Source organism: Acinetobacter sp. P37 (assembly GCF_057480965.1).
Genome location: NZ_JBLIYY010000006.1, coordinates 150,929 through 167,106, shown reverse-complemented (window position 1 = coordinate 167,106; position 16,178 = coordinate 150,929). Strand labels below are relative to the sequence as shown.

General features: G+C 42.4%; 15 protein-coding genes. 10 read left to right on the top strand and 5 right to left on the bottom strand.

What is annotated here, in order from left to right; all coding sequences use genetic code 11:
* Positions 1-51: 51 nt before the first annotated feature.
* Complete coding sequence (locus AC25JC_RS07615) at positions 52-1,053, bottom strand: hypothetical protein (RefSeq protein ID WP_180024467.1); 1,002 nt, start codon at positions 1,051-1,053, stop codon at positions 52-54.
* Positions 1,054-1,185: 132 nt separating this feature from the next.
* Positions 1,186-1,431, bottom strand: coding sequence for a SlyX family protein (locus AC25JC_RS07610; protein ID WP_078189840.1), 246 nt, complete (start codon positions 1,429-1,431; stop codon positions 1,186-1,188).
* A gap of 34 nt (positions 1,432-1,465) precedes the next feature.
* On the opposite strand from AC25JC_RS07610, the gene AC25JC_RS07605 reads away from it, so the two are divergent.
* From AC25JC_RS07605 to AC25JC_RS07590, 4 genes are all read left to right on the top strand, one after another.
* The gene (locus AC25JC_RS07605) at positions 1,466-3,370 is read left to right on the top strand and encodes an ATP-binding cassette domain-containing protein (protein WP_078192744.1); all 1,905 of its coding nucleotides are present in this window, start codon (positions 1,466-1,468) and stop codon (positions 3,368-3,370) included.
* A 185-nt stretch (positions 3,371-3,555) separates the two neighbouring features.
* On the top strand, positions 3,556-4,317 hold the full coding sequence (locus AC25JC_RS07600) for a 3-oxoacyl-ACP reductase (RefSeq protein ID WP_078192745.1): 762 nt from the start codon (positions 3,556-3,558) through the stop codon (positions 4,315-4,317).
* Between the two features lie 87 nt (positions 4,318-4,404).
* Positions 4,405-5,340, top strand: a complete 936-nt coding sequence (gene lpxL / locus AC25JC_RS07595; protein WP_180084716.1) for an LpxL/LpxP family Kdo(2)-lipid IV(A) lauroyl/palmitoleoyl acyltransferase — start codon at positions 4,405-4,407, stop codon at positions 5,338-5,340.
* Between the two features lie 32 nt (positions 5,341-5,372).
* Positions 5,373-6,485 (top strand): glycosyltransferase family 4 protein, encoded by a 1,113-nt coding sequence (locus tag AC25JC_RS07590; protein ID WP_486923789.1) that lies wholly within the window; start codon positions 5,373-5,375, stop codon positions 6,483-6,485.
* Positions 6,486-6,623: 138 nt separating this feature from the next.
* Here AC25JC_RS07590 and AC25JC_RS07585 read toward each other — a convergent pair whose 3' ends face one another.
* Together AC25JC_RS07585 and AC25JC_RS07580 are read right to left on the bottom strand one after the other, a co-directional pair.
* On the bottom strand, positions 6,624-6,929 hold the full coding sequence (locus tag AC25JC_RS07585; RefSeq protein WP_486923788.1) for a hypothetical protein: 306 nt from the start codon (positions 6,927-6,929) through the stop codon (positions 6,624-6,626).
* 372 nt (positions 6,930-7,301) lie between these two features.
* Entirely contained in the window at positions 7,302-8,429 is a 1,128-nt protein-coding gene (locus AC25JC_RS07580; RefSeq protein ID WP_486923787.1) for an endonuclease/exonuclease/phosphatase family protein, read from the bottom strand.
* Positions 8,430-8,614: 185 nt separating this feature from the next.
* Between AC25JC_RS07580 and asd the strand changes: the two genes are divergently transcribed.
* From asd to truA, 5 genes are all read left to right on the top strand, one after another.
* Positions 8,615-9,733, top strand: coding sequence for an aspartate-semialdehyde dehydrogenase (gene asd / locus AC25JC_RS07575; RefSeq protein ID WP_180132702.1), 1,119 nt, complete (start codon positions 8,615-8,617; stop codon positions 9,731-9,733).
* A gap of 143 nt (positions 9,734-9,876) precedes the next feature.
* The gene (locus tag AC25JC_RS07570; RefSeq protein ID WP_486923786.1) at positions 9,877-11,301 is read left to right on the top strand and encodes a FimV/HubP-related protein; all 1,425 of its coding nucleotides are present in this window, start codon (positions 9,877-9,879) and stop codon (positions 11,299-11,301) included.
* Positions 11,302-11,376: 75 nt separating this feature from the next.
* Entirely contained in the window at positions 11,377-12,687 is a 1,311-nt protein-coding gene (locus AC25JC_RS07565) for a fimbrial protein FimV (protein ID WP_472585054.1), read from the top strand.
* A 49-nt stretch (positions 12,688-12,736) separates the two neighbouring features.
* Entirely contained in the window at positions 12,737-13,699 is a 963-nt protein-coding gene (locus tag AC25JC_RS07560; protein ID WP_486923810.1) for an asparaginase domain-containing protein, read from the top strand.
* A 16-nt stretch (positions 13,700-13,715) separates the two neighbouring features.
* Complete coding sequence (gene truA, locus AC25JC_RS07555) at positions 13,716-14,513, top strand: tRNA pseudouridine(38-40) synthase TruA (protein WP_486923785.1); 798 nt, start codon at positions 13,716-13,718, stop codon at positions 14,511-14,513.
* 127 nt (positions 14,514-14,640) lie between these two features.
* On the opposite strand, the gene AC25JC_RS07550 is transcribed toward truA, so the two are convergent.
* Positions 14,641-15,648 (bottom strand): AraC family transcriptional regulator, encoded by a 1,008-nt coding sequence (locus AC25JC_RS07550; protein WP_078189717.1) that lies wholly within the window; start codon positions 15,646-15,648, stop codon positions 14,641-14,643.
* A gap of 231 nt (positions 15,649-15,879) precedes the next feature.
* On the opposite strand from AC25JC_RS07550, the gene infA reads away from it, so the two are divergent.
* Complete coding sequence (gene infA, locus AC25JC_RS07545; protein ID WP_001284370.1) at positions 15,880-16,101, top strand: translation initiation factor IF-1; 222 nt, start codon at positions 15,880-15,882, stop codon at positions 16,099-16,101.
* Positions 16,102-16,178: the final 77 nt, after the last annotated feature.

Here is a 16,178-nt window from a genome sequence, read left to right as displayed (position 1 = left end):
TTTATTAGAGTTGCATAAGCGCAATATAAAACGCAAGTTCACTCGATAAAATTAATTCAGGAACATCTCGTGGCTATACAGCACTTCGTGACCATTCCAGTAGATATATCCTTTTTCGATCAACTCTTTAAGTAATAATCGAACGTCAGATTGCGGGAACATTTGCTCCAATAAATCACGTAAGGCATAGATATCTTTTGGTTTATCTGACTTTAATTCATGCAATTTTCGGATCACTTCCATTTGCACAGGATCAATCTTATTGAAATTTTTAAATAAGCCTTGCTGTGCAGCCTGAATCATCGACGCCGTATCATCAGTATTTGAGGTTTGTTCTTCGAGTGAAGCAGTAAATGCATTCAGGTCTGTTTTTATCGGCAATGCTGTTTCAGCAGTCGTATTTAAATCTAGCTGCACCCATTGTTTGAGTACTTTTTTTCGAATCGAAATCTGCTCATCAAAGCGTTTGACGATTTTTAGATTGATCAACATACCGACCAAATGCTGAGCTTTTTCGCTAGAGACTTGCAAAATATTCATCAGCGAGTTTTTCAGTTTATCCAAACTGTTTGGCTTGCCACTGAGTTTTTCCAGACCATCACAATAGTGTTTAATCAGTAATAAATCAGGTTTATTCCGAATGGTTTCTAGGTCAGGAATTTTATATTTCACTTTATGTGAAACTTCTTGTTCTGACTGAATTTGAATAAGATGTGCGCTGAGTCCAGAGCCATCCAATTGTTCCATCAGTAATTCAATATCAGGCATTGCTGAAATCACTTCAATATGCGCATCTGGATCCATCAAGGCCATCAGTTGCCCCACAATCACCGCATATTCAAATTCTTTTTGCGGCGTTTCTGGAATATCCAAAACCACCAATTGACCACTCGCGATCCACCCTGCAATTTCAGTCAAATCTTCAAGTGCATATTCAAATTTTCCGCTGCAGCTAAACACATACAAAGTACTGTAATGTTCAATGATATTGCGCAATAGATTTGCTGTGGGCGGGTTATTTTCCAAATCTAGCAGGACAACTTTTTGACTCATGAGATGAAATAATGGGTTTCGATCAGCAGATGCGGTGCATTAGACCTGTCACGCTGCAAAAGGTCAAATAAATTTACACCAATCCACAGCTTTGGCGCTGATTCGTCATCTGCCTGTCATTCAATAGTGACATTAATAATGCGGTGGGCGGTTAGTCATTGGGTCAAATGCCGCAATACCTTCAGATAAATCTGCCGATTCAATACGACGATACAACATCTGCATTTGTTTCTTTAAATCAGCGATTTCGGCGTTTTGACGCGCAACTTGATCATTCAGTTGGTCAACTAAATCATCTAAAAATGCAATTCGGACTTGCAAATCTTCAATGGGTGCGGAAAATGACGCCTGTTCATCAAGATTTTGTTGTGTAGTCAATTTACACTCCTCATATAAGATTTCAGGAAACATTATGGCCTATATTACTTTAAGGGACGTCCAGCTTGCATTTGGCGGACCTTCCCTACTCGACGGCGCGAACTTCAGTTTAGAACGTGGCGAGCGAGTGTGTCTAATCGGTCGTAATGGTGAAGGTAAGTCTACTTTACTTAAACTGATTGAGGGAACTTTATTGCCAGATGGCGGTGAAGTTTCATTGCAAAATGGCATTACGATTTCAATGCTTGCTCAAGATGTACCCATGGATTCGGGCAAAGTTGCTGATATTGTTGCCGATGGTGCAGGTGAAGCTGCAACTGTTCTACGTGCTTATCATGAAGCCAGCGAAGCCTGCGTACTCGGCGATATGGACGCCTGTGAGCGCATGGGCAACCTACAACATCAGATGGATCAAATGGATGGCTGGTCACTTGAAACCAAGGTGAATGCTATCCTCAGTAAAATGGGCCTAGACCCAGAAGCTGACCTTGCAGATTTGTCTGGTGGTCGTAAGCGTCGTGTTTTATTGGCACGTGCTCTCTTGACGCAGCCCGATGTCTTACTACTCGACGAACCAACCAACCATTTGGACGTTGAAAGTATTGAATGGCTCGAAAAATTCCTGCTTGATCAAAACAACTTAACCCTGTTGTTTATTTCGCATGACCGTTCATTTGTCGACAGCATCGCAACCCGTATTGTGGAACTTGACCGCGGTATTTTGCGTAGCTATGAAGGTAACTATTCACGTTACCTCGAACTCAAAGCTCAGCAAATGGAAGCGGAAGAAAAGCAAAATGCACTATTCGATAAAAAACTCGCTGAAGAAGAAGTATGGATTCGTCAGGGCATTAAAGCGCGTCGTACCCGTAACGAAGGTCGTGTTCGCGCCCTAAAAGCATTGCGTGAAGAGTCTAAAGCACGTCGTTCACAACAAGGCAAAGTGAGCATGGCAACGCAAGATGCGCAGCGCTCAGGTAAAGTGGTCTTTGAAATTGAAAACTTAGCTGTGCAATTTGGCAACAGTGCGCCAATCATCAAAGACTTCTCGGCACTGGTATTACGTGGTGACCGTATCGGCTTAGTCGGTGACAACGGTGTGGGTAAAACCACTCTTATCAAAGCTATTTTGGGTGAGCAAGAACATACTGGTACAGTAAAAACAGGTACACAGCTTGAAGTTGCTTACTTTGATCAGCTTCGAAATGCACTTGATCTTGAAAAATCAGTGAAAGATAACGTCTCTGAAGGCTCAGACCATGTCGATGTCAATGGTAGCCGTCGTCACATCTACAGTTATTTACAAGACTTCTTATTCTCTCCAGAACGTGCACGTACACCTGTTAAAGCACTGTCTGGGGGTGAGCGTAACCGTATTCTGTTGGCAAAGCTTCTACTAAAACCATCGAACCTTATCGTGATGGACGAACCGACCAACGACTTGGATATGGTGACGCTTGAACTGTTGGAAGAAATGCTCAGCGCTTACAAAGGCACACTGTTACTGATTTCGCATGACCGTGCCTTTATGGACAACGTGGTGACTTCGACTTGGGTATTTGATGGTAAAGGTCAAATCGATGAATACATCGGCGGTTACCAAGACTATTTGGAACAGCGTCCTGACCAAACTGTCGTGGATCAAAAAAGCGATGTGAAAAAAGCCATGGCTAAAGCCGAAGCAGCGGCTGCCGCTGCGGTGCCTAAAAAAGTCAAGCTCAGCTATAAAGACCAACGTGCCCTAGAACAACTGCCGACTGAAATTGAAGCATTGGAACAAGAGCAAGCTGAATTGTCTGAAAAATTAGCTGACGGTTCTTGGTTCATGACTGACGCCGATGCTGCGACCAAAGCATCACAGCGTCTAGCTGAAATTGATGACGAAATGCTAGAAAAAATGGAACGTTTAGATGAGCTAGAAACGCTCGCAAAAGGCTAAGCCTACAAATATTCCACACAGAAAAAGCCGTATTTCGATACGGCTTTTTTTTGTCATATGACTCGGCTGAATTATTAGATCGGATAACTCAGTTTCAAATTGGAGTATACAGCGTCTGTAAAGATGATTCCGCTAATGCGAAAAGCTTGCTATGGTGACGTTCAATATAAGATTGAGTCACGAGCATGCAAATTTCAGATCAAATTGTCTTGGTTACAGGAGGCGCACGTGGCCTCGGTTTGGCAATTAGCCAAACTTTAATAGCTGAAGGCGCACGCGTGGTCGTGAACTATCTATCCAGTCAAACTGCGGCAGAACAGTTGGCGACCGCATTTCCTCAGCAAGTGTTTGCCTATCAAGCAGATGTCACAGATAAAGCTCAAGTAGAACAGCTTTTTGCCGCAGCAGAAGCACATTTTGGTACCGCGATCACCTCTGTCGTGAATAATGCCCTCATCCATTTTCAATTTAATGGCGATGCCCGTCCTAAAATGGAAGAACTGACCGCACAGCACTTACAGCAACAATTTGATGGCGCAGTCGTTGCTGCTCTCAACACCACTCAAGCGGCGCTTCCCAAGATGAAAGCACAGGGTTTTGGTCGCATTGTCAATATTGGTACCAACCTGGTACAAAACCCTGTCGTTCCTTACCACGACTACACTGCAGCAAAGGCAGCTCTGTTGGCCTTCACCCGCACAGCGGCGCATGAGCTGGGTGAGTTTGGGATTAATGTGAATATGCTTTCAGGTGGCTTATTACAAAGCACCGATGCCAGTAAAGCCACACCCGATGCCGTGTTTGATTTAATCGCAGCATCGACACCTTTACGCACAGTGACCACACCTGAAGAATTTGCGGCGGCCATCATGATGTTCTTGTCCCCTTACTCACGTGCAGTCACAGGGCAGAATTTGATTGTCGATGGCGGTTTAGTCAAAGGTTAAGTCTAGTGCAGCATGAGGTTGAACTTTCTCTTTCAATTCAGCTTCATGCTAAACTGAACCCTATTTTTTAATCTTTGATTTAGCCCTATGAGTCAAAAGCCAACATATCAACCCGGAAAATTCCAATGGTCTTTCTTACTTCCTCAGTATTGGGGAATTTGGATAGGGATTGTATTTCTTATGATTTTGGCGATTCTTCCGTGGGCAATTCAGTATCGACTTGGGCAATTCCTCGGTTCTGTCGCATTTAATAATCTCAAATCACGTCGTAAAACCACGATTCGCAACTTGGAAGTTTGCTTTCCTGAATGGACGGCAGAACAGATTGAAGCTAATGCAAGACAGGTTTTTATCGACCAAATGATTGGTATTTTTGAAACCTTAAATGCATGGTACAGCCCGCAGTGGTTCAAAAATCGGGTGCAAATTGAAGGCTTAGAACATATTCAAAATGCACAAGCTGAAGGCAAAGGTATTTTACTCCTCGGCACACATTCTACCCTGCTCGATGCTGGTGGCTATTTATGCGCACAGTTCTTTGAACCGGATGTGGTTTATCGTCCGCAAAATAATCCGCTGTTGGATATGTTGATTGTGCGTTGCCGTGCCACCATCTATGCCAACCAAATCGACCATGACGATATGCGTGGCTTGATTCGCAATCTGAAAAATGGCCATGCCATTTGGTACAGTCCCGATCAAGACTTTGGTTTAAAACAAGGGGTTATGGCACCGTTTTTTGGTACTCCCGCAGCCACTGTTACTGCACATCGTCGCTTATTAAAAATTGCTAAAGCCGTAGCGATCCCATTGTATTTTTATCGAGATGGCGACATCAGCAACCCTCAATATCATGTGCTGATTGAACCTGCTTTGGATAATTTTCCGAGTGAAGATGAAGTTTCGGATGCTGTTCGAACCAATAAAATTATTGAAAATCAGCTACGAATCGCACCGACACAATACATGTGGTTCCATCGCCGCTTTAAAACCCGCCCACAAGGCTATGACAAAATCTATTGAGTTCAACTCAGCACATAAAAAAGAGAAATGCTATGAAAGTAATGCAGCTTTTACCTGAATTGAACAGTGGTGGTGTCGAGCGAGGAACCTTAGAAATAGCTCGTGCTTTAGTGACCGCCGGTCATGAGTCCTTAGTGGTTTCAAATGGTGGTCGCATGGTAACTCAATTGGAAGCCGAAGGTTCAACTCACCTCAAGCTCGCAATCCATAAAAAAGCCTTATCAAGCTTATGGCAAATTCGTCCTCTACGTAAACTGATTGAGCAACATCAACCAGACATCGTGCATGTGCGCTCACGTGTCCCTGCGTGGCTCACGCATTTTGCCCTCAAAGGGATTCCTGCAAACAAGCGACCTCACCTGATTTCAACTGTACATGGTTTTTATTCGATTAATCGCTATAGTCAAATCATGACGCAGGCTGAAAAAGTCATTGCGGTCTCGGATAGTGTTGTCAAATACATCACGGACAACTACAAAAACTGTCCTACCAAGGACATTGTGCGTATTTATCGTGGCATTGACCCCGCTGCTTTTCCACATGGTTATCAACCCTCAGCACAGTGGCTCAATCAAACCCTAAAAGATTTCCCTGAACTAGAAAATAAGCGTCTGATTTGCTTACCAGGCCGTATCACCCGTTTGAAAGGTCATGAAACCCTGATCCATTTAATGGAACAGCTACAAACACAGTATCCCGACGTACATGCGGTGGTGGTCGGTGGTGCAGATCCGAAAAAAGCGGCTTATTTACAAGAAATGCAAGACAGTATTGCGGCTAAAGGGCTGAGTGATCGGATTACTTTTGTCGGTCATCGTTCAGATATCCGTGAATGGTTAGCTTTTAGCGATTTGGTTTTGTCTTTGTCGAGCCAAGCGGAAACCTTTGGACGGACAGTACTTGAAGCACTGTCTGTAGGTACACCTGTAATCGGTTGGAACCGTGGTGGCGTAGCTGAAATTTTATCGAATGTCTATCCGCAAGGTTTAGTCACTGTCGATGATGAAACACAATTACTCGACACCTTAAAGTTGCATTTAGACCAACCACAACACGTGCAGCCTATCAGCATGTTTAGTTTAAAAGAGATGTGTGATCAGACTTTGGAGTTGTATACGCAAGTAGCCTCTCAGCATTCCGCTTGATTGACCACACGTCATTGATCCTTGCTGCTCAGGATGAAGCTCGGGAAATATTTTTAATTCGGCAACTCAATCATCATCTAGAAAGGATATTGTGAAATGCACAATATCCTTTTTTATTATGAATGACTTAATGGTGATTCAACCCTTCCATACACGGTATCGGGCCATCAACCAAAGGATCATTGGCAGTAACAAGACATTCAAAATATGTTGCAAACTTTGCCCTATACGCCAATAGCCTCTATCTAAAATGTCATGCCGTGCATTAAACAATTCCACCCCCACTGCAACGACCACAACCGTCCAAATCGCATAATGTGATTTCAATTGGCGGTGGTGGCAAAAGGCCACAAAAAAGAACAGGATTAAGCCAAGGTAAATGGAAAGTGCATCGGTGGATAAGTGTGTAATCTGCAATATTTTTTGGTGCCATTCGTACAGCATAGAACGTCTCATACCTATATTTTTATTGGAAATTCATCGTTTTTTTTCTTGGCACACTGTATAAAGAAATTGATCAAAAGAAAAGCAAAAATATGTATATCACAAAAGCAAAACCCGAGTTCTGCATCCTGCAAAACTCGGGTCTATGAGGTTGTGCTTTCACAAGTATTCTTTTTATTTTTTATTGGCTTTCCTTTCCTGCATCTGTTCCGTGATGCTTCCATCGGCTTCGTCTTCCTTAGTGGGATGTTCCGTTCCCAGTTCCATGTGCCGATGAACAAAGAATAAGTCAATACACTTGACCTGACCATTCGTCAGAAGCCGAAAGCTGTGTAAGCTATTTCTTACACTTTTCTCTTAAATCAAACAAAATCAAGGTGCCTTCGTACCATCCTTATAATCACGGGCGATTTCATCAGTCACAATCTTCTCCTCTTCCTCAGCTTTTTCTATACCCTCCTGAATTGCCTCTTGCGCTTCTTGTTCATCTTCATCTGTTTGCTCTAATTCTTCTTGGATTTGCTCAAATACCCTGCCTGTTTGCAGCACCACATAGACTGGAAAATGGTCTGAACCGATATTGGGCAAGCGTTCCATATGTACCAATGCAAAATCTGTACTATGAAAAATATGGTCGAGCGACCAACGCAGCAGTGGATAATTGGCATGAAAGGTATTTACGAAATGACGTCCAACACGCGGGTCTAAAAGCCCACTGATTCGTTGAAAGAGTCGTGTAGTACGTGACCATGCCACATCATTCAGGTCCCCCATAACGATGCAACTTTCATCTAAATCTTTAATCTGATCGCCCACAATCAGCAATTCTGCATCGCGTAAAGTTGAATCTTTGGCTTCTGTTGGACTTGGCGGTTTAGGATGTAAACAATACAGTTGAACCTGATTTCCTGATGCTAAGGTGACTCGGGTATGGATCGAAGGAATTTCATCACTGAGAATAAATTTGACTTCAGTTTCACTAAGTTCTAACTTGCTATACAAATGCATGCCATACAAATTATCCAAAGGTACGGGTACGCGATAAGGATAATCAGCTTCAATCACTGTCAATTCATTTTGCCAAGTTTGATCTGTTTCTAGCGTGAGTACTAAGTCAGGTTGATGCTTTTGTATTTGTGCCAATAATAAGTGATATTGAGTATTCGGCGTAAGTACATTTGAGACAATGATTGAAATTTGTTTCTGTTTATCTAACTGGTCTGAACGAACTTTTTTGACTTGTTTTTTCCAAATAAAGGTATAAGGCAAAACCATTTTTAATTGATATGCCAAGGCAGCAATCAACCCAATTAAAATGATTTCACGCGCCAAGTCCCATTCAGCATTCCATAAAATTAAGCCTATGAAGGCAAATATGCCCAAAGCCAAGATTTGCAGACGCGGAAAATCTGCACCACGAAACCACCATTCATCTCGTGGTATGAGTGACCAAAATGTCAACCAAATGACGAAGCCCGCCAGTATTTCAATCCAAATCATTACGCCTCCCTTATATTCTTTATTTTTTATTGATTCATAAATTTATATCAGTTTTGCATGTAACATAAACAAGATATATTGCACAATATTATTGGTGTTTTCATTATGTAGCGCTTGCAGTTATGCGCCCTTTTGGTACACTCGAACCCCCTTTTTATTTTTTTAACGCACCGAGGCAAAGTGACATGAAAGTAGGTCTGGTCGGTTGGCGCGGGATGGTTGGTTCCGTCCTTATGCAACGTATGGTTGAAGAAAACGATTTCGCTCATTTCGAACCGTTTTACTTTTCTACCAGTAATGCAGGTGGTGAAGCCCCTGTGTTTGGTGGTAAGACTGCCCCAGCACTTATGGATGCAACGGACATTGATAGTCTGAAGCAAATGGATGTCATTATCACCTGCCAAGGTGGCGATTATACGACTGAAGTTTTCCCTAAGCTTAAAGCTGAAAACTGGAATGGTTACTGGATCGATGCTGCATCAACTTTACGTATGGATGATGAAGCGATCATCGTACTTGACCCAGTAAACATGAACGTAATCAAAGACGGCTTAGTAAAAGGCACAAAAACATTCGTGGGCGGTAACTGTACCGTTTCATTAATGTTAATGGGTCTAGGCGGTCTATTCCAAAATAATTTAGTGGAATGGGCAACCTCAATGACTTATCAAGCGGCATCTGGTGCAGGCGCGCAAAACATGCGTGAACTGATTTCAGGTATGGGTTACTTGTACAACAATACCAAAGATTTGCTAGATGACCCACGTTCTCCAATTTTAGATATCGACTCTAAAATTGCAGCCCTACAACGCGGTGAAGGTTTCCCATCTGCGAACTTCGGTGTGCCTTTAGCTGGTTCTCTCATTCCTTATATCGACAAACAGCTTGAAAGCGGTCAGTCGAAAGAAGAATGGAAAGGTCAAGTTGAAACCAACAAGATCTTAGGCAACCAGCAAATCGTGCCTATTGATGGTCACTGTGTCCGTATCGGTGCAATGCGTTGTCACTCACAAGCATTGACTTTAAAACTTCGTAAAGATGTTCCACTGGATGAAATCGAAGATATTATCGCAAGTGCCAACGATTGGTCTAAAGTGGTTCCAAATACCCGTGAAGCGTCAATGACTGATTTGACTCCTGTTGCTGTAACAGGCACCTTGTCTGTTCCAGTTGGTCGTCTCCGTAAGCTCAACATGGGTAAAGAATACCTAGGTGCATTCACTGTAGGTGACCAATTGCTTTGGGGTGCTGCTGAACCTTTACGTCGTATGCTAAGAATTCTCATTGATTATAAAAATGCTTAAGCATTTTTAAGTCTCTGAACAGGAAGCCGATCACAATTGATCGGCTTTTTTATGTAACTGTCGTGTAAATATTTTACAATTCTTTGACAACTCGCTAATCTATAATTTTCGCCATGCGACATATATTCGAGCTAAAGATTAAGATGACCGTATATAACAAATTAAAGATCGCCATTTTAGCCGTTATTGCATCTCAAAACATTCAAGCGATCAGCATTGATCCTGTACAAGTCCAGTCAGCACCCGGGGAATTGCTGTACGCTGAGATTCATTTTCGCCACTCAAATACATCTGTGCCGCTCAGTGCAAGTTTAGCCACGGCAGAAGATTTGTTGAGTATGGGTACAGGGCATCAACCACCGGGGCATTTAAACTTCTTTACGCGTCGTGATGGTGCGGGCAATGGGGTAATTACCATTACCTCTTCGCGTCCAGTGACCGATGCTGAGCTTAATTTTATTGTTAATATTAAAGAAGGTAATGCTTCACGCCTGCAACAAATTCGTACCCCATTAAAACGCAATCCAGCGCAGTCAAATGCGACTCAAACCCGTGCCAATGAGCGTGCTTTAACACCTGTCGTGATTGTAAATGAAAAAGAAATTGCCTTAAATTTACCTGTCAGCACACTGTATACCGCAAAAGCACCCGTAGCTGCAGAACAACCCTTATTACTCAGTACCAAAGCACCTCCACAGTTAGCAACGTCAACGCCTGTTGCGATTGAACCTGTCACGCATGTACAAAATTATAGTGTTACGCCTGCGGAGCAACATAGCGGAAGTACTTCATCAGGTGCTGAAACATCAATTTCGCAAGTTACAAAAACCAATTCGACCGGCTCTGTCAGTTCAGAAATGCAAGCCACACAAACTGCAACAGCATCAACTGCAAGATCTCAAGACCCATTGGCACAAAAATTTGCTGCGGAGCAGGCAGCACAAAAACGTGAAAACCCAACAACGACAACTCAAACAGCATCTACACCAAAACCAACAAGTACTGCAGCTGCATCAACAGCAACACCTGTGGCAAAATATGTGGTTCGCTCAAATGAAAGCCTTTGGGGGATTGCCTCACGTATTGCGACAGAACAAAACCGCCCTGTCTCTGAAGTCATGCAACAGATTAAAAACAGCAACGAACATGCATTCATTCAGGGCGACGTAAACCGTCTGCGCCGTGGTGCAGCATTAAATCTGCATGGTATGCAGCAAGCAAAACAGCCTGTAAAAGTCTCTGCGGCAGAACTTGCCAAAGTGCCTTCGAAGCAGTCAGGCAAAACCAAATACCGTTTGAATCAAGCTGAAATGAGTCTGGTTGCAGAGAAAGCGCAAGATTCGGCACAATCTTCTGCCAACAGTGCGGCAGAAAAGAATAAAACTTCGAAAGAGTTGTCATTAAAAGTTATGACATCTCGTGAAAAAACCGTTAAATTACAGAGAAACGTAACTCAATTAGAATTGGCGCTAAATCAAAAGGATCACAGAATTCAATTATTAAATGCTCGTCTTGCTCAACTGCAACAACAGTTGAAAGCTCAACAAGCAGATAAAAGAAGCCAATAAACTAAAACGTTACCAATCAAGATTTTATAGAGATGAGTGCAACTTTATATCGCTCTATCTCCAAGGGGTTAAAACATGCTGATTTATGTGATTCCATTAGTGATCTTAGTGATCGTATTGGTTTTTTTAAACAAACGCCAAAAAGATCAAGAATCAGATAAAGCCAAACCAACATCCACTAAAACCAAGAAAACGGGTGTTTCAGCTAAAGCGACTCCGAAGAAAACTCAAGTGGTTGAAAACAGTGTCATTGAAAAAAAATCAATGACACCATTAACGACAGAAGCTCGTGGCAAAATTGAAAAATTAATTGCAGAACGTAATTTCTTTTCTGCTGAAGCGCAAATCAATCAATCGTTAAAACGTGACAACTCACAACATGAGTTATACCTATATCTATTAGATATTCACATTTTACAAAAAGACGAATTTGCCATCAGCCAATTGCTGAGCCATATTCGTTCACTTGAACTCGATGAAATTTTAGAACAAGCTGAAGCAAAAAAAGTAGAGTTTGAAAATTCTCAAAATGTGAAAGATGATGCCATTAACTTTGTATCACCGATCACTGAAGAGGTTCCATCAAAAGCTCAAAATACCTCTGATTTTGATGCTTTAATGCAAAGTTCAACTGCTGCACCTGTTGAGCCCAAAGCAGCCGAAATTAAACCACTAGATTTTAATTTCACCACTGAAACGCCTGCAAAAGCAGACATTTCTACCCCAGTTGAAAGTGCTCCTGCTGAAAACATACAGCCGCTTGAATTTGACACGCTTTCAATTTCACCAGAACCTGCACTTGAAGCAACACCGAAAACCGAAGAGATTGCTCAGCCATCTCCTACCGTTGAAGAAATCAAACCGATTGATTTTGCAATGGACTTTGCCCCAAGCACTGAAGCTGCGGCTGAAACTAAAACAGAAACTGTAAAAGAAAAAATCGAGCCTTTAGATTTTTCATTTACAACAGAAACATCGGTTGTAGAAGAAAACAAAGTTGAAGTTCCAACCTTAAACTTTGACTTAGGTGCTTTTGAAACAGCAAAAACAGAAGAAGCGGTTGTTGCTCCTGCAACAGAGTTTAACTTAGAGTCTACGCCTGAAGTTAAACCTGCAGCCCCTGCTTCAAGTGGTGTGAGTTTTGACATTAGCGGTTTAAGCACACCGTCAACCCCATCTGCTACAGACCAAAACGATCCATTGGTTCAATCTTTCCCTGAACTGGTTGAAGTCAATGAAATTGAATTGAATCTTGAATTGGCAGCGCAATACATCAAACTAGGTGCTTATGACGCTGCACGTGAAATTTTGACTGAAAAAGAGGCTGAGTTTTCTTCAGCTCAACGTCAACAAGCAGATCAGTTACTGAATCAAATCGCATCTTAAACAAAAGCGATTTAAACTAAAGCAGTCTTTCAAGGCTGCTTTTTTTATGATGAAAAAAATTGCTCTTATTTATATGGGTGGTACTTTCGGTTGTATCGGTGAACCTTTAAGCCCCATGCCAGCGAATGTGTTTTTACCTAAATTACAGCATGTGCTGCCACTGCACCTAAACATTGAATGTTTAGTCGCACCTGTCATTCGTGACAGTAGTGCCTGTACGGCGCCCGACTGGCTGGCACTGATCCAACAAATTCAAAGTTTACAATTACAACAATTTCAGCATTTCGTAATTATTCATGGCACAGACACGCTTAGCTATGCCAGCGCAGTACTTGCACACTTTATGGCACAGTCTGCTCATATCGTGCTAACAGGCAGCCAATATCCGCTGTTTAATGTGGCTGGTGACAACACCCGTGAATTTACCGATGCCATCGACAATTTAAATTTTGCATTGGAATCGGTACACCAATCCAGTGTTGGGGTTTATTTGGCCTTTCATCATCAATTAATGCATGCTCAATCCGCACTAAAAGTACATACAACCGATCTGAAAGCCTTTGATGGGCTGCCAGCCACACAGCCACTTTCAATGCTGACATCACCGTATATTGTTCAAGCCAATGATTTAGACAAAGCAGCTCATTTCAATTGCCTGAATTGGATGTGGCAACCGATAGCAACTGATCTACACAGTCAAAATTTAGCCGCCCTACTTACACACACGCCAGATGTTTTAATTCTGCAAGGTTTTGGCACAGGCAATATTGCCGTTGATGCTGAGTTACTCAATGTATTAAAGGCTATACAACAAAAAAATTGCAAAATTATTTTAAGTACACAGGTTGTTCATGGCGGTATAGATCAACGCTATGCTGTGAGTGACTGGGTCAAAGACAGTGGAATATTACTAAGCAATTGTTTGGGTCATGCAGATCTTTATGCCAAATGTTTGAAAATGTATTTACAATACGGCAGTGCCGCAGACTGGACTGCGCATTGGAACGATTAAGTCATTTGAGGTAACTATGCAACGTTTTGCGATTGGGATTGAGTTTTGTGGCATGCAATACAAGGGCTGGCAAACTCAGCAACCGGGCGTACCAAGCGTGCAAGAAACCATTGAAACCATCCTCAGTAAAGTAGCCAATGAGCCGATCATGTTGCATGGCGCTGGCCGAACAGATGCCGGCGTCCATGCAACCAATATGGTGGCACATTTCGATACTCAGGCGATTCGCCCCATTCGCGGATGGTTAATGGGCAGCAATAGCCAATTACCCCGTGATATCTCCATCCAATGGATTAAGGAAATGGATCAGGACTTCCATGCCCGCTTTAAAGCGCAAGCACGTCGTTATCGCTATGTGGTCTATAACAATCCACAACGTCCAGCTTTACTGCACAAGCAAGTGACCCATGTTTATGCCAAGCTAGATGTGCTGAAAATGCAACGTGCTGCGGCCAAATTTGAAGGCACTCATAATTTCGAAAGCTTCCGTGCCGCAGCGTGTCAGTCCAATCAGCCCGTTCGTCATGTCAGCCATTGCCGTCTGATCCAACACGGATGCTACTTGGTCTTAGATATTCAGGCCGATGGTTTTTTACATCATATGGTGCGTAACATCATGGGCTGTTTATTGGAAATTGGGCAAGGTATGTATGACGTTGACCATATTGACGATATTTTTGCTGCTGAAGACCGTAAAGCAGCAGGTGTCACTGCACCACCCGATGGACTATATTTTATCCATGCAGACTATCCAGCTCAGTTTAAACTTCCTCAAGTTCCGTTAGGACCACATTGGCTAAATATGCCTGAATAAACAATCCCTCCCAACCTCACTTTCACAGAGAGGGTGTTTCATTTCCGCCATTGCCAGATTCTAAAGATGAAAATCCCTCTTTGAAAAAGGGGGATTTTGTTTAGGGAATACTTTTAAATGTTCAACGTTAACGCTGCTTTCGTTTACGATATTCCACAGGCGTTTCATTGGTCCAGCGTTTAAATGCACGATAGAACGTACTTGGTTCAGAAAAACCCGTTAAGTACACAATGCGCTCCACACTTTCATTGGTATTGGCCAATAATTTTTTAGCCAAACGACAGCGATAGTCTGACAAAATTTGCTGAAAACTAGTATTGGCTTCTGACAACTGAGTTCGTAAACGACGCGGGGTAATGTTGAGCTGCGCAGCGACCGTTTCAAGCGTGGTTTCACCACTTTCTAGCGTTGAACCAATTGCACGGCGAACTTCACCGACCAAATCATAACGCGCCAACTCCTGAAGTTTTTCAATCGCCAACTGCTCATGCAATTGTAATAACTCAGGTTCTGCCTGCCACAATTGATACTCTAAAATAGCCGGATCAAAATACAATCGGGTTTCTTTCTGCCCTAAGCTCACAGGGCATTCATAAACACGGAAATACTCATCATCTGGCGCGCCCTGACTAAAGTTAAAGTCGATATAAATCGGCTGAAAACGCCCTTCAGTAATAAACTTAAAGAAACGCAAAACACCGGACATCGCGCATTCAGAAAAATGACGATTCACGATATTTTCTGCCCAAGGCTGATGACCATTGGTCAAATAGCAGCGGTCATCTTCAATCACCAATTGTGCATGAAAGGCATCGCTAATTAGGCGTTGATACGCCAAAGCTCGCTTTAAACCTTCACCAAAATTCTCAGATGAAATAAATAAGTGTTCAATCACCTGCCCTCGATATAAAGGCAAATGCTCTCCCAGATGCAAACCAATATCAGGATCCTTACTGACTTCTTCTGCAGCCACCCAGAACGCAAATTGCGCATTCAATGGGGTACGGTCATTGGTTTCAACCTGATTTAATGCCACACCCGCTTTTGTTAAAATTTCTTCTGTTGGCAATCCGGCACGACGAATCGCTTGATACCCTAAACGCAACACAACAGATGCATCAGTTAGCTGACCCACTCCAGAACCTTCCTTGTATGTACTTCATTTATACCTAAAAAGATTGATTTTAGATTAACTGCGATTGACCAAACTGACAACAGTTACTGCACATTTTTTGTTGAAAATATTTAACTAAATTGTTCGCTTATTTTACTGACAGTCGATCAGTTCAAAGCCTTTTACGGCTTGTATTCTGAAAAAAAATTGACTATAATTTGCGCCTTGCTAATTTATTCATTCAGGTAGGCTATGGCCAATAAAGAGGAACTCATCGAGTTCGAAGGCGTTGTCACCGAGACGCTTCCTAATACTATGTTCCGTGTACGTTTAGAAAACGGTCATGAAGTGATTGCTCACATCTCTGGCAAAATGCGTAAACACTATATCCGTATTTTGACTGGCGACAGTGTTAAAGTAGAAATGACACCTTATGATTTGACTAAGGGTCGTATCACTTACCGTGCGCGCTAAGTTTTAGCGAAGCGAAAAAGCCACTTTATCAGTGGCTTTTTTTGTATTTATTTCAATACAATGATAAAAATTGACTG

Bases quoted from the DNA above. Each gene is read 5' to 3' on its own strand.
- AC25JC_RS07615 (WP_180024467.1), bottom strand. From the start codon at position 1,053: ATGAGTCAAAAAGTTGTCCTGCTAGATTTGGAAAATAACCCGCCCACA.
- AC25JC_RS07605 (WP_078192744.1), top strand. From the start codon at position 1,466: ATGGCCTATATTACTTTAAGGGACGTCCAGCTTGCATTTGGCGGACCT.
- AC25JC_RS07600 (WP_078192745.1), top strand. From the start codon at position 3,556: ATGCAAATTTCAGATCAAATTGTCTTGGTTACAGGAGGCGCACGTGGC.
- lpxL (WP_180084716.1), top strand. From the start codon at position 4,405: ATGAGTCAAAAGCCAACATATCAACCCGGAAAATTCCAATGGTCTTTC.
- AC25JC_RS07590 (WP_486923789.1), top strand. From the start codon at position 5,373: ATGAAAGTAATGCAGCTTTTACCTGAATTGAACAGTGGTGGTGTCGAG.
- AC25JC_RS07585 (WP_486923788.1), bottom strand. From the start codon at position 6,929: ATGCTGTACGAATGGCACCAAAAAATATTGCAGATTACACACTTATCC.
- AC25JC_RS07580 (WP_486923787.1), bottom strand. From the start codon at position 8,429: ATGATTTGGATTGAAATACTGGCGGGCTTCGTCATTTGGTTGACATTT.
- asd (WP_180132702.1), top strand. From the start codon at position 8,615: ATGAAAGTAGGTCTGGTCGGTTGGCGCGGGATGGTTGGTTCCGTCCTT.
- AC25JC_RS07570 (WP_486923786.1), top strand. From the start codon at position 9,877: ATGACCGTATATAACAAATTAAAGATCGCCATTTTAGCCGTTATTGCA.
- AC25JC_RS07565 (WP_472585054.1), top strand. From the start codon at position 11,377: ATGCTGATTTATGTGATTCCATTAGTGATCTTAGTGATCGTATTGGTT.
- AC25JC_RS07560 (WP_486923810.1), top strand. From the start codon at position 12,737: ATGAAAAAAATTGCTCTTATTTATATGGGTGGTACTTTCGGTTGTATC.
- truA (WP_486923785.1), top strand. From the start codon at position 13,716: ATGCAACGTTTTGCGATTGGGATTGAGTTTTGTGGCATGCAATACAAG.
- infA (WP_001284370.1), top strand. From the start codon at position 15,880: ATGGCCAATAAAGAGGAACTCATCGAGTTCGAAGGCGTTGTCACCGAG.